Consider the following 13,694-nt stretch of genomic DNA (forward strand, 5'->3'; position numbering starts at 1 on the left):
TTCAGTAGACGTTGCGGTACCGCTTGTTGCGATGTGACGACGGTCCCTGAGCATGTGCGAAATAGGGATTGATGACGCATTGCGCCGAGCGGCCCGACGCCGACATGTTGCATTGAGGCAGCGATGTATAACGACATTCGTAGTAGCTGATCCGGCCATAGACATGCAGGCAAACCGGATAACTGGGATCGTACGTCTGTGCTTGCGCCGGTGCAGCCGTCGAGGCCGCCCCGACTGCCAGAATCGCCAAAGCCAGAATACGCATCGAAATCTCCTTGAGAACTGCGTCGGTCCGCGTGTGCTGACGGCCAGCAGACATTCGACGCAGTCCGGCGTCAAATCACGTTCACGCGCTGTAGGTGCAAGGGTCCGGAGGCTCGCGTAGGCGGAAATGTCTCGGCGGCGAAAGGCGCCGCTGCTCAGTACCTGCCGTAGCCGGGAGCAGGCGGCAGCGCGCGGCCGGGCAGCGGGCGATACGCGGAGGGCGGGGGTTCGCTCTCACCAATATAGTAGGGATTGGCAATGCAGGTGAGAAAGCGTCCCGAAGCGGTCGCCTGACACTGCTCGTAACTCGTGAACGTGCAGTAGCTCAGTCCCGGATGTTCATCGCCCTGAAGGCAGAACGGATATCGAGTGCCGACTGCTTCGGCAGGCGCAGCACCGATAGCTGCCAATCCGATCGCGGTCAGCACGGCCAGAATCGCTCTACGCATTCGAATCTCCCTCACGGCGCATTGGCGCTTCGCGTTCATTCTGATCGACACAAGCCGCAGCTCTGCAATTCCGTCAAGCCAATCCGCTTTGCAAATACGGCCGCAAAACAAAATGTGAGTTTTTTGCGGCGAGCTCCGGCGCAAAGTTTCGAAAAACGCCTGCAAGACAACATTAACTTGCGTCCACACGGAGGCCGTTTGGTGTGTGCTGTTGCAGCGAGGTTACAGCAATTCGAGCCAACGATGCTATGAGCATGCCGCGGCCTTGGGGGCTGTTCAAAAAGGAACGGGAATAAGAATGAAGAAGGTTTTGCTTGTTACGGCCAGTCTGATCGCGCTCGGCGCGACTGCGCCGGCACTCGCTGCGGATCTCGCGGCGCGTCCTTACACGAAGGCGCCCCCGATGGTTGCTGCTGTGTATGATTGGACCGGATTCTACATCGGTGCGAACGGCGGCTGGGGCTCGAGCCGCAACTCCTGGGATTCGGTTCCACCTGCTTTTTTGGTTGGCCCCGAGGGCTCCCATGATGCGACTGGCGGAACGGTCGGTGGCCAGGTCGGCTACCGCTGGCAGGCTGGCACCTTCGTGTTCGGTCTTGAAGCCCAGGGCAACTGGGCCGACTTCTCGGGCAGCAACGTGAGCACGCTGTTCGCCGGCTCCCGCAACCACACGAACGTCGACGCGTTCGGCCTGTTCACCGGTCAGGTTGGTTATGCCGTCAACAACGTCCTGCTCTACGTCAAGGGCGGTGCCGCTGTGACCTCGAACAGCTACCGCATCACCAACCTTGCAGGCGCGGTCACTGGTATCACCGGCGACGACACCCGCTGGGGCGGCACGATCGGCGCTGGCCTCGAATACGCCTTCGCGCCGAACTGGTCGATTGGCGTCGAGTACAATCACCTGTTCATGCAGGACCGTACTTACACCTTCACCACGCCGGCCGGCGGCTTCTTCGGCGCCGACCGCATCAGTCAGGACGTCGATCTCGTCACCGCCCGTCTGAACTACAAGTTCGGCGGCCCGGGCGTCGCGAGGTATTGATCTCGCGCGACTTGCGAAACAATGAAGGCCCCGGGCGCAGTCCCGGGGCCTTTTTTCTTGAGACGGGGCGGCTAGCCCATTGTGAACGGACGGCCAATCCGGTCTGAAGGAGGGCCCCTGGGTACTGCGTCACTTTGATCGTGACGGTCCGGATGCCTGGAAATCGACCCGGTTCGGGGTCATATTGGGCGGGATGGAAACCTTTGACAAATGTATGTCGGCCTTGCGCTCGCTAATCGCAGAGGGCGACGCCAACGGCATTGGAGCGGCGGAAAGAGCGGTCAACGAATACGTCGCCGCGACACCGCCACCGGATCAGAAAGATGCCCTCACTAACGTCCAGCAAGCCGTCCAGGCGCACAAGGAGGAATGTCCCGGTTTGGATTTGAGTTTTGCTGATGCTGTGAACGACTACATCGAGCGACTTATGAGGCGCTTCGAGTAATCCTCGAACACCCCGGGGGTCTCCAGCCAGGTTGCCAAGGCTAACATCGCGTAGCGCGACGGGGCAGGCTGCTCCGGGCGCGAAACGCTAGAGTCGTTAGCCGCCCTGAGCGGCTGCTTTTTTGTTCGACCTTGTCGATGGCTAGTGCCTGCAATCGATTTTCCTGACCTTCGGAATTAACCAAGCGATCTCTTCGGAGGGCATTTGACAACTGAGGCCGCTGCCGCCCTTGACTCTAGGAACAAAAAAGGAACAATGTTCCTCGTATGTTCTTGGACCGAGGGAGTCGGATCATGTTGCGGATGTTCGTGGAAGAAGCGGCGGCGCTGGCGTCGATTACGCTGTTTGTCGGGATGATCGCGGTCTGGGCCCAGGTGATTCCACAGCTTTAAGGCGGGGCGGAGACCCGGCCCGATCCGGCTTGCGGGTGGGCTGGGGAAAAGCCGGATGGCGCGCGCGCACCGCGCGATCCGCGTGGACTCCGTCCGGCCAAGGCATCACCATTGTGGCAGCGAGTCGGCGCTCCCTTAGCTGCCGGCGATCGCTCCCCATCATGATGCAAGAGCTCCCTTAGCGCATGTCCAGTGCCGGATTCGTTCATCTCCACGTTCATTCGGCCTATTCGCTGCTGAAGGGCTCCATCAAGATCGCCAAGCTCGGCGAACTGGCGAAAGCCGACCGCCAGCCAGCCCTGGCGCTGACCGACACCGACAACATGTTCGGAGCGCTGGAATTCTCCGACAAGATGGCCGGCTACGGTATCCAGCCGATCGTCGGCTGCGAGCTCGCGGTCGATTTCGGCGACCAGGATCCCAACGCCCGTAATGCGCTGGCCGCCACGCCGTCGCGAATCGTGCTGCTGGCGGCGCGCGAGCGCGGTTACCGCAGTCTGATGCGGCTGAACTCGCGAGCGTTTTTGGAAACGCCGGTCCATCAATCGCCGCACATCAAGCTCGAATGGCTGGAGGGCGATGCCGAGGATTTGATCGCGCTGACCGGCGGCCCCGACGGCCCGATTTCGCTGGCGCTCAATGCCGATCACGCGGCGCTCGCAGCCGCTCGTATCGACCGGCTGGCAAACCTGTTCGGCGATCGCCTCTATGTCGAATTGCAGCGCCACGGCGTCGACAAGGAACGTCGCGTCGAGGCCGGCCTGATCGATCTTGCCTACGCCAAGGGCCTGCCGCTGGTCGCGACCAACGAGCCTTATTTTGCGTCGAACGACGACTATGAAGCCCATGATGCGTTGTTGTGCATCGCCGGCGGCAAGCTGATCGCGGAGACCGATCGCGAGCAGCTCACGCCTGACCACCGCTTCAAGACCCGCGCCGAAATGGCGGTGCTGTTTGCCGACATTCCGGAAGCGCTGGCCTCCACGATCGAGATCGCCGAGCGCTGCTCGTTCCGGCCAAAGACGCGAAAGCCGATCCTGCCGCGTTTCACCGTCGGCGCCGGATCGGGCTCCGACGCGGCAACCGAAGAAGCCGCGGAGCTAAAGCGTCAGGCCGAGGAGGGGCTCGCACGGCGCCTGCAGGTTCATGGCCTGTCGCCCGGCACGACGGAAGAGGAATACCACAAGCGCCTCGCCTTCGAGATCGACGTCATCAACCGCATGAACTATGCGGGCTACTTTCTGATCGTTTCCGACTTCATCAAATGGGCCAAGGCCCATGATATTCCGGTCGGTCCGGGCCGCGGCTCCGGCGCCGGCTCGCTGGTCGCCTACGCGCTCACCATCACCGACCTCGATCCGATTCGCTTTGGGCTACTATTCGAGCGCTTCCTCAATCCCGAGCGCGTCTCGATGCCGGACTTCGATATCGACTTCTGCCAGGACCGCCGCGGCGAGGTGATCGATTACGTGCAGCAGCGCTATGGCCGCGATCAGGTGGCCCAGATCATCACGTTCGGAACGCTGCAGGCGAGGGGCGTGCTACGCGACGTCGGCCGCGTGCTGCAGATGCCCTACGGGCAGGTCGACAAGCTCACAAAACTGGTGCCGCAAAATCCTGCCGCGCCGGTGACGCTGGCGCAGGCGATCGAGGGTGAACCCAAGCTGCAGGCGTTCCGCGACGAGGACCCGGTGGTCGCGCGCGCCTTCGACATCGCCCAGCGCCTCGAAGGACTGACCCGCCACGCCTCGACTCACGCCGCCGGCATCGTGATCGGCGACCGACCTTTAAGCGAGCTGGTGCCGCTCTATCGCGATCCCAAATCCGACATGCCGGTGACCCAGTTCAACATGAAATGGGTCGAGCCGGCCGGACTGGTGAAGTTCGACTTCCTCGGCCTGAAGACACTGACCGTGCTCGACGTCGCGGTGAAGCTGCTCAAACAGCGCAACATCCATGTCGATCTGGCGACGCTGCCGATCGATGATGCGCCGAGTTACCAGATGCTGGCGCGGGGCGACGTGGTCGGCGTGTTCCAGGTGGAAAGCCAGGGCATGCGGCGCGCGCTGATCGACATGCGCCCCGACCGGTTCGAGGACATCATCGCGCTGGTGGCGCTCTATCGCCCGGGTCCGATGGCCAACATCCCGACCTATTGCGCGCGCAAGCATGGCGACGAGGAGCCGGAATATCTGCATCCGATCCTGGAGCCGATCCTGAAAGAGACGTTCGGCGTCATCATCTATCAAGAACAGGTGATGCAGATCGCGCAGGTGATGGCCGGCTATTCGCTCGGCGACGCCGACCTGCTGCGCCGCGCGATGGGCAAGAAGATCCGCGCGGAGATGGAAAAGCAACGCGCGATCTTTGTCGCCGGCGCGGTCAAGAATGGCGTGCCGAAGGGGCAGGCGGACACGATATTCGAACTGCTCGCCAAGTTTGCCGACTACGGCTTCAACAAGAGCCACGCCGCGGCTTACGCGCTGGTGTCCTACCACACCGCCTACATGAAGGCGCATTACCCGGTGGAATTCTTGGCGGCGTCGATGACGCTCGAACTCAACAACACCGACAAGCTTTCGGAATTTCGCGCCGAGGCGCAGCGTCTCGGCATCAAGGTCGAGGCGCCGAACATCAACCGCTCGGGCGCCACTTTCGAGGTCGGCGAGAAGACCATCTACTATGCGCTGGCCGCGCTGAAGGGCGTCGGCCTGCAGGCCGTCGAGCAGATCGTGGAGGAGCGCAAGAAGGGCGCGTTTACCTCGCTTGCGGACTTCGCCGCCCGCGTCAATCCGCGTGCGATCAACAAGCGTGTCATCGAAAGCCTGGCCGCGGCCGGCGCATTCGACACGCTCGAGTCCAATCGCGCCCGTGTCTTTGCCGGGGCGGACGCGATTCTCGCCGCCTGTCAGCGCAGCCATGAGGCCGCAACGATCGGTCAGAACGACATGTTCGGCAATGCTGCCGACGCGCCGACCATCATGCTGCCGCAGATCGAGCCGTGGTTGCCGGCCGAAAAACTCCGCCGCGAATACGACGCCGTCGGCTTCTTCCTGTCCGGCCACCCGCTCGACGACTACGCGACCGTGCTGAAGCGGCTGCGGGTGCAGTCCTGGGCGGAATTCTCCCGTGCCGTGAAGACCGGCGCGACCGCGGGCAGGGTTGCGGCCACCGTGGTGTCGCGCATGGAGCGCCGCACCAAGACCGGCAACAAGATGGGCATCATGGGCCTGTCAGACCCGACCGGACATTTCGAGGCGGTGCTGTTTTCCGAAGGCCTGGCGCAATATCGCGACGTGCTGGAGCCGGGGGCGGCCGTGTTGCTGCAGCTCGGCGCCGAGTTGCAGGGCGAGGATGTGCGCGCGCGGGTGCTGCATGCCGAGCCGCTGGATGACGCCGCGGCCAAGACCCAAAAGGGCCTGCGGATATTCGTTCGCGACACCAAGCCGCTGGATTCGATCGCAAGACGGCTCAACATGCCGGAAGCATCGGCGCAAAACGGTCCGGGCAAGGGCCTGCCGGCGAAGCCTGCGCCCGCGCCATCTGGCGGCGCCGATGGCGACGTCTCGCTCGTCATCATGCTCGATCTGCAGACCGAGGTGGAGATGAAGCTGCCGGGCCGTTTCAAGGTCTCGCCGCAGATCGCGGGCGCGATCAAGGCGGTTGCCGGCGTCGTGGATGTGCAGACGCTGTAGGTCGTGGCAAGGAGCTGCTCCCGCGGCCGACCGAAATTGCAGCAGGCACGATTGGCATTCGTTCAAGGTATCGCACCCCTTCGGTACCCGTTAACGCAATATGCGGCGTCGTTTGTCGCGCGCATGGGGATACGATTGCAACCACGCCGCGTTTTGGCTAAACGGCGAGAGCCATCATTGACGTGTGGGCATGGCCAGGGGGGCTTCGTGGCTGTTTCGATTGCCAGGGTTGTGCGCGCGCTAACATGGTTGCTGCTGTTCCTTGCCCTTGATGGCGGCACGGCGTGGACGGCGCAGGGCGCATCTTCGATCGCGGAGGGCATATACGCCGCGACTGCTGCAGATTCGGACGCTGGTCGCGGATGCAGGACAGCAGGCGTCGATCGGCTCCGGCTTCCTGGTGTCCGCCGACGGGCTGGCGATCACCAATTACCACGTGATTTCGCAGGCCGTACTCGAGCCGAAAACCTTTCGGCTCGAGTATACCGCGGCCGACGGCGGTCGCGGAGAGCTCAGCGTGGTGGCCGTAGATCTGCCAAACGACCTCGCGATCGTTCGCCTTGCCAAGCATGACGCTCCATTTTTCACCTTCGACAGCGCCGCAATGGAAGGCGCGCCTTCCAAGGGCGAGCGCCTGTATTCCATGGGCAACCCGCTCGACCTCGGATTCACGATCGTCGAAGGCACCTATAACGGCTTGGTAGACCGCACCTACAATGATCGTGTGCACTTCAGTGGCGCGCTCAACCCGGGCATGAGTGGCGGCCCGACCGTTTCCGCCGAGGGACAGGTGGTTGGCGTCAATGTCGCCACCCGCAGGGGCGGCCAACTTCTCAGCTTTCTGGTCCCGGCGCGCTATGCGGCGGCGCTGCTGCAGCGGGTGCGCGAGCAGAAAACCCCGCCGGATCTGCGGGCCGAGGTCGGACGACAACTCGCCGCCTGGCAGTCGGCCCTCTACAGATCGTTTGCCGAGAAAGGATTTCGTTCGACCGCGCTCGGGCCGTATCTGGCCCCCGAGACGGTCGCGCCCTGGTTCAATTGCTGGGCGAATACCAATGCGGGCGCCACGCCCAGGCCGCGCGCCAGCATCAATTCGATCAACTGCAAGGCCGATACCGGCCTGTATGTCGCTCCCGACCTGAACACGGGAGCGATCCAGATCGATCATTCCTACGTCAAGGCCACCGATCTCAATCAGTTCCAGCTTGCAACCCTTCTGACGCAGATGAGTCAGCCGCGGCTTGTCGGCGGCGGCCCGTTCCGCAAGTGGTATACGCCGCAGCGCTGCCACGAGGATTTTGTCGGTGCCGCGGCGGCGTCGGACCACCCACCGCTCAGGGTTATCTGGTGCGCGCAGGCCTATCGTGAATTCGAAGGGCTCTACGACGTGGCCCTGATCGCCGTGACCCAGGACCAGGCCAGCGAGGCATTGGTCTCGCGATTGAGCCTTCAGGCCGTGGCCTATGACGACGCCGTGGCGCTCGGCAAGCGCTTCCTTCAATCGGTGCAGTCGAGCAAATGATCTGGGTAGAAGTACTGTCGCGTCACCGCGATATTGCCGCGCGTTTCCGGATCGCCGCTCCAGAGGCGCGCATCGGCCGCGGCTATGACAACGACGTCATCATCGACGACCCCTATGTTGCCGCACAGCATCTGCGCGTTTTCCGTGACGAGGCCGGGCAACTTGTTGCCGAGGATCTGGGCAGCGCCAACGGCACGTTTCTCGACGGCGGCCGCAACCGGCTCGCGCGCATCGTCGTTGACGGCAAACAGCCGATTCGTATCGGCCAAACCTGGCTGCGCATTCGCGAGATCCACCATGAGGTCGAACGCGAACGCGTGGCCCCGCCGGAGTGGCGGACCTTGCCGATCGCCGCGGTCGCAGCGCTCGGCGCGTCGCTGTTGGGACTGAGCGCGCTTCAGATCTGGCTCGCCCAGACGGCCGAGTTGCGGGCTTCGAGCTATCTCACCCCGCTGCTTTGGATCGTCGCCACGATCCTCGTGTGGGCTGGCGTATGGGCGCTGCTGTCGCGAATATTTTCCGGCAGCTCGCATCTCTTGCGCAACCTGCTCATCACGCTGGCGGGCGGCCTTGCTTTCTCGCTCTACCACGAGTTTGCCCGGGTTTTTGCGTTTGCGTGGACCTGGTCCGGGGCCAGCACGTACCAATACGTTGCGACGTGGTCGATCCTGGCCGCCACGTGCTTCCTGCATCTGCGCGAGGTAGGCCGAACCCGGCTGAAGCTGAAGGGCGCCATCGTGGTCGCGCTGCTCGTTACGGCGATTGCGTTCCAGACCTTGCAGCGGTCCGAGGCTTTTTCCGACTACGGGCGGCAATACACCACGCACCAGCTCATGCCGCCTGCGTTCCGTGCGGTCCAGCTCACTGAGCAAAACGTATTCTTTGGCGAGATCGCCAATCTCAAAACCAGGCTCGACAGCGATCGCGTGCATGCCAGGCCAAACGAGACGATCCAGTAGTTGATTGCGCCGCTGGCGGCGAGTGCGGCCCCAAATGCACAACGCGCTCGTTGGCAAACCCATCAGGGCACGCGCGGATCGTCGTGCTGCGCGAAAAGGGCTATGGCGGCATCGTCGATGGGGCGTGGGAAGTTCAGCTCGACGGAACGCCGCTGTCCGGCCTCAAGACCGGCACCTTTGTCTTCGTCGATCGCCCACACGGCCCGCGTCAATTGACGGCCACCGAGGCCGCGTTCCCGGGCGTGACCAAACACGACATCACAGTCCAATCCGGCCAAACCTATTTTTTCGTGGCGCGGACAAGTAAGCGAAAGAACGCCTTGATGGCCACCGCGGCCGGAACCGGAGGCGGAATATTGGGGCTGGCGCTCGGCACTGCATTTACCTGGGGCTACGACAATCCCGGGCCGATCGACTTTTTTCCTCTGGACGATGCGGCCGCGAGAACAACCATTGCGGAGCTCAAGCTGGGCGAATAGCGCGCCGGCGCAAACGCGGGCCGAACCGGAAGAGCCAGGCAAGAGCTGAATGAGATCGAGCAGCCGCTGCGCGCGACATTAATCCGCCCCGTCATCAAGCCACTAAAGTCCATCAGGGCACGCTGCCAAACGTACATCAGGTGTTGCCGGCTCGAGGGCAGAGACGGTCAAGATCGCACGCGGTTGATCTGGATCAATCGCCAACCGCCCCCGGGCCGAATATCTGACCTACGCGGGAGGATGGAGCGTGGCGCAGACCACCAAACATCATGCCAGTCAGGTGCAGACGACGATCGCGCATGGCTCAGCCGCTACATCGGCTGTGGTTGCTTCCTGGCGCCGGTCGTCCAATTTTCATCGCCGGCCGGGCGCGCAATGAACTGCCGGGCGACCTGGCCGGCGGCTTCTACGTCGGCGTTGCGCGGGAGTACTTCAACTCGCGCAACGACGCGTTTGGCGAATTCAAGAACTTGTCATTGCCTTTTCGATGCCGACCTGCTCGAACCATCATATAATCGAGCCGAGGGGGAACTGTGCTGCATCACGGAGTATCACCTGAAATCGCAGTAACGGAGGTCCGCCATGAAAGTCAAAGACGCGATGCACAAGGGCGTCGACTGGGTCAATCCCGACACCCCCATTACCGAAATCGCGAAGCTGATGCGCGAACATGACATCGGCTGCATTCCGATCGGAGAGGACGACAAGCTGATCGGGATGGTGACCGATCGCGACATCGTCTGCAAAGGGCTTGCGAACGGCAAGTTCGACCCCAGCCGCGCGCAGGCGCGCGACGTCATGACCGAAGGCATCCACTGCTGCCGCGAGGACGACGACCTCGCCAAGGCCGTCCATCATATGGAGGCGCTGCAGGTTCGCAGGCTGCCGGTGATCAACAAGAACAAGCGAATGGTCGGCATGATCAGCCTCGGCGACGTCGGCCGCTTGGCGCCCAATGATTTACTGGCCGGGTGCGTGAAGAGCGTTTCCGCCCATCACTGACGCGCGGCGGCCCTCGCGCTACGAGTACCGGCGCCCGCGTCGAAATCGATGCGGGCCGTCGGGGGGATCAGGCGGCCTCAATCGTGCGTGCTGAAGTGGCCGCGCCAGGCCTTCGCCGTCAGTTTGGCGAACTGGTCGCCGTCCATGCGGATCAGCGTCGAATGATCGCCGCCTTCCATGTAGATGTCCCGTCGTGCGTCGATACTGTCGTCGACGATGACATCGAGCCCATAGCACTCGCCAACCGGCGGGATGGCTCCAATGTCGCAGTCGACAAACAGCTCCGCGATCTCCTTCTCGCTCGCCAGGTCGACCTTGTGGCCGAGCTGACTTCTCAGCGCCGACATATGCAGGTGATGGGAGGCCGGAAGAACGGCCATCATGTAGCCGCCGTCACGGCGCAGCACGACGGCCTTGGCCAGCGCGTCGCCCGGCACGTGGCAGGCTTCCGCTGTACGCGTCGATGACTTCGTGGGAGCATGAGGGATCAGGTCGTAGGTGACGCTCTGATCCAGGTATTTCTGCAGGGTCGGGGCGACGGTCATGGCAATTTCCTCCATTGCATGGGCATTCCGCACACCGGGAGGAACTCGCGCAGTCGCCTCACGATGCGGGCGAACACGATCTCGACGAGAGGATACGCCTGCCGGGGCGCCGCGACAATGCGAATCTCGGTGCCGGAACCGGGAGGAGCAGAATCCCGGGCTCGATTTCACTTGCGGCATGCCTTGCTGAGAGCGCATTTGTTCAAGAAAGGTTCAGCTCAACGCGCGTCCCATACAGCGCGGGCGGTGACAGGGTGGGATCCCATGCGGGTAACAAGAAGTTTGTCGATCCTCTCGGTGTGCCTCGTCGCGATGTCCGGGCTGGCCGGTCATTTGAGCTCCGCCGCTGCGCAACAACAGGAAAAGCGCATCGCGCTGGTGGTCGGCAATGCCGCCTATGCGAAATCGCCGCTGGCAACCACGGCCAACGATGCCGGACTGATCGCCCAAACCTTGCAGGCGGCGGGATTCGACGTGATCGGCGCCCGCGACCTCGATGGCGACACGCTGCGCAAGAGTTTCCGCGACTTCATCCGGAAGGCCGAAAGCTCGGGGCCGGACACGGTCGCGATGGTTTATCTGGCCGGCTATGGGCTGCAATTGGCCGGCGAGAACTATTTCGTGCCGGTCGATTCCGCGATCAATCGCGATGCCGATATTCCGACCGAGGCGTTGCGAACCGGCGACTACATGCGCCAACTCGCCTCGCTGCCGCTGAAGGCCGGAATCGTCGTGCTGGACGCGGCGCGGCAGCAGCCGTTCGTCGATGGGCAGATCGCGAGCGGCCTCGCTCTGGTCGAGGCCGATCCGCGCATGCTGATCGCTTTCAATGCGGCGCCCGGCACCGTGGCGCCGACCGAGCAGGGACCGTACGGCATTTACGCCCAGTCGTTGGCCGAGATGATCCGGACCGGTGGATTGCCGCTGCCGGAGGTCTTCAATCGCGTACGGCTCCGCGTCAACGAAGCGAGCAAGGGCGCGCAGGTACCCTGGGACAGCCAGAAGATCGACGCTAGCTTCACGTTCTTCGAGCGCGCTCCCGATGCGCCGGCTCCGGCACCGCCCGATCAGGTCGCCGCTGTCAGGGACAAGCCGATCCGCGATCTCGGCGTGCAGGAAGCCTATGCTGCAGCGCTGGAGCGCGACACGTTGCAGGCCTACGAGGATTTCCTCGCCGCCCACGCGAGCGATCCGCTGGCGAAGCGGGTGAGGGCGATTGTGGCGGCGCGGCGTGAAGCGATCACCTGGCGCCGTACCTATCGCGCCGACACCCCGAACGCCTATTGGTCGTATCTGCAGCGCTACCCGCGCGGGCCTCATGCGGCCGACGCGCGCCGCCGGCTGGCCATTCTCACCGCGCCGCTCGAGCCGCCGCCGACATTTGAAGTCATCGAATACGACGTGCCGCCGCCGCCACCGGACGAGTTTATCTATGTCGATCGTCCGGTTCTGGCCTTCTTCGATCCCGAGTTCGATTTTGTCCCGCCGCCACCTGCGCCAGTCTACTACCTGCCGCCGCCGCCGGAGGATTTCGTGGTGCTGGAGCCGCCACCGCCGCCGATCGGCCTGTTCATCCTGCCGCAGCCGATCTTTGTGCCGATACCGGTCTATGTGAGGCCGCCGCGCTATGTGGCGCCGCCGCCGAACAACATCATCTTTGCCAACATCCACAATCGGGCCGTCATCAACAACGTCATCAATAGGCCGCCGCAGCCCGCTTTGCCTGCGGCGGGACTTGGCGATAGGGCCACCCGACGCCCCGGCTCCCCGGCGGCGGCGGCGGCGGTTAGGCCGGGCCAGGGGAGCGCCACGCCGACGCTGCCGCCTGCCGTGGCGCAACGGGCCACCTTGATCCAGCAGGGCAAAGCGCCGGTGCCGCCGAGCGCCACGATCAATCCCGCCGTGAGAACTGGTTTGCCCGGCGCTCCGGCGGGACCGACCCGAAGGCCGAACGCGACCCAACCGGCGAACGCGCCAGGCGCGCTGCCTTCGACACAGCCTTCGCCGCGCAATGCCCTGCCAGTTCCAGGCGCGAAGGGGGCGCCAGCCGCGCCTCCCAGCGCTGCGGTGTCACCGGGGGCAGTCAATCCGAGCGCGAGGCTTGCGCCGGGAGCGCCCCGTCCGGGATCAGCCGCGCCGGCAACGCCCGGCGCGGCTGCAGGCCCCAGGCCAGCCATCGGGGCGACTGCTCCGCCGGCTTCGGCTGGCCAACAGCAAAGGGCGGCCGTGCCACCACCCAGCGCCGCCGCGCCACCAAAGCCGACCGCTACGGTTGCCCCGAGACCTCAACCGCAGCCGGAATTGCGGCGAGCCCCGCCGCCGTCGGCGGCGCATGTGGCAAGGCCCCCACCGCCGCCGGCAGCTCGCGTCGCCCCGTCGGCTCCGCCGCCGCGAATGGCTGCGCCGCCTCCACCGGCGAGGATGGCCGCGCCATCACCTCCGCCAAGGATGGCAGCACCACCGCCGCCACCCCCACGTATGGCGGCGCCGCCGCCTCCGCGTATGGCGGCGCCACCGCCGCCGCCACGGATGGCAGCTCCACCGCCGCCGCCGCGGATGGCTGCGCCACCGCCACCGCCGCCGCGGATGGCTGCGCCACCCCCGCCGCGTCCAGCGCCACCGGCGCCACCGGCGGCAGCGGCGGCGAGGGCGTGTCCGCCGGGTGCTCGATGCTGATTGTTAACGGGCCGGGTCTTCGGATCCGGCCGGAGCGGCCCTAAATCGCGGGGCTGGAAGACCGAAAATCCGGCCGTATTTCCTTGCTTCCGGCTGGAATCCGGCTATATAGCGCGCCATCTCACACGGAAACATGGCTCTCAAAGGCCGTCCGGTGGCAACCGGGCCAATCAGGCTCGTTTGCTCACACGTTTCCGGAGGAACCAACCGGAGAACTATCA

General features: G+C 64.1%; 11 protein-coding genes. 8 read left to right on the forward strand and 3 right to left on the reverse strand.

Translation table 11 applies throughout. The annotated features are described in order from the left end of the window. Position 1: 1 nt before the first annotated feature. Entirely contained in the window at positions 2–265 is a 264-nt protein-coding gene (locus RX328_RS24080; protein WP_213250346.1) for a DUF3551 domain-containing protein, read from the reverse strand. 154 nt (positions 266–419) lie between these two features. After that, positions 420–713 carry a DUF3551 domain-containing protein gene (locus RX328_RS24085; protein WP_213250344.1) on the reverse strand — a complete coding sequence of 98 codons (294 nt, stop codon included), beginning with the start codon at positions 711–713 and terminating at the stop codon, positions 420–422. A 298-nt stretch (positions 714–1,011) separates the two neighbouring features. Here RX328_RS24085 and RX328_RS24090 point away from each other — a divergent pair, with 298 nt between their 5' ends. From RX328_RS24090 to RX328_RS24120, 7 genes are all read left to right on the forward strand, one after another. Beyond that, positions 1,012–1,758 (forward strand): outer membrane protein, encoded by a 747-nt coding sequence (locus tag RX328_RS24090; RefSeq protein ID WP_213250343.1) that lies wholly within the window; start codon positions 1,012–1,014, stop codon positions 1,756–1,758. A 193-nt stretch (positions 1,759–1,951) separates the two neighbouring features. Next, positions 1,952–2,203 carry a hypothetical protein gene (locus RX328_RS24095; RefSeq protein ID WP_213250342.1) on the forward strand — a complete coding sequence of 84 codons (252 nt, stop codon included), beginning with the start codon at positions 1,952–1,954 and terminating at the stop codon, positions 2,201–2,203. A 577-nt stretch (positions 2,204–2,780) separates the two neighbouring features. Beyond that, positions 2,781–6,290, forward strand: coding sequence for a DNA polymerase III subunit alpha (gene dnaE / locus RX328_RS24100; protein ID WP_213250341.1), 3,510 nt, complete (start codon positions 2,781–2,783; stop codon positions 6,288–6,290). Between the two features lie 271 nt (positions 6,291–6,561). Beyond that, entirely contained in the window at positions 6,562–7,812 is a 1,251-nt protein-coding gene (locus tag RX328_RS24105; protein ID WP_213250340.1) for a S1C family serine protease, read from the forward strand. Then, a complete protein-coding gene (locus tag RX328_RS24110) occupies positions 7,809–8,771 on the forward strand; it encodes an FHA domain-containing protein (protein WP_213250339.1) in 963 nt (320 codons plus the stop codon). Before RX328_RS24105 ends, RX328_RS24110 begins: the two co-directional genes overlap by 4 nt. Before the next feature lie 83 nt (positions 8,772–8,854). Beyond that, on the forward strand, positions 8,855–9,250 hold the full coding sequence (locus RX328_RS24115; protein WP_213250338.1) for a hypothetical protein: 396 nt from the start codon (positions 8,855–8,857) through the stop codon (positions 9,248–9,250). Between the two features lie 582 nt (positions 9,251–9,832). Next, a complete protein-coding gene (locus RX328_RS24120; RefSeq protein WP_213250337.1) occupies positions 9,833–10,252 on the forward strand; it encodes a CBS domain-containing protein in 420 nt (139 codons plus the stop codon). A gap of 77 nt (positions 10,253–10,329) precedes the next feature. On the opposite strand, the gene RX328_RS24125 is transcribed toward RX328_RS24120, so the two are convergent. Continuing rightward, on the reverse strand, positions 10,330–10,797 hold the full coding sequence (locus RX328_RS24125) for an aminoacyl-tRNA deacylase (RefSeq protein WP_213250335.1): 468 nt from the start codon (positions 10,795–10,797) through the stop codon (positions 10,330–10,332). A gap of 264 nt (positions 10,798–11,061) precedes the next feature. On the opposite strand from RX328_RS24125, the gene RX328_RS24130 reads away from it, so the two are divergent. Next, entirely contained in the window at positions 11,062–13,473 is a 2,412-nt protein-coding gene (locus RX328_RS24130; RefSeq protein ID WP_213250333.1) for a caspase domain-containing protein, read from the forward strand. The last annotated feature ends 221 nt before the right edge of the window (positions 13,474–13,694 follow it).

The sequence above is a fragment of the Bradyrhizobium sp. sBnM-33 genome (assembly GCF_032917945.1).
GTDB lineage: Bacteria > Pseudomonadota > Alphaproteobacteria > Rhizobiales > Xanthobacteraceae > Bradyrhizobium.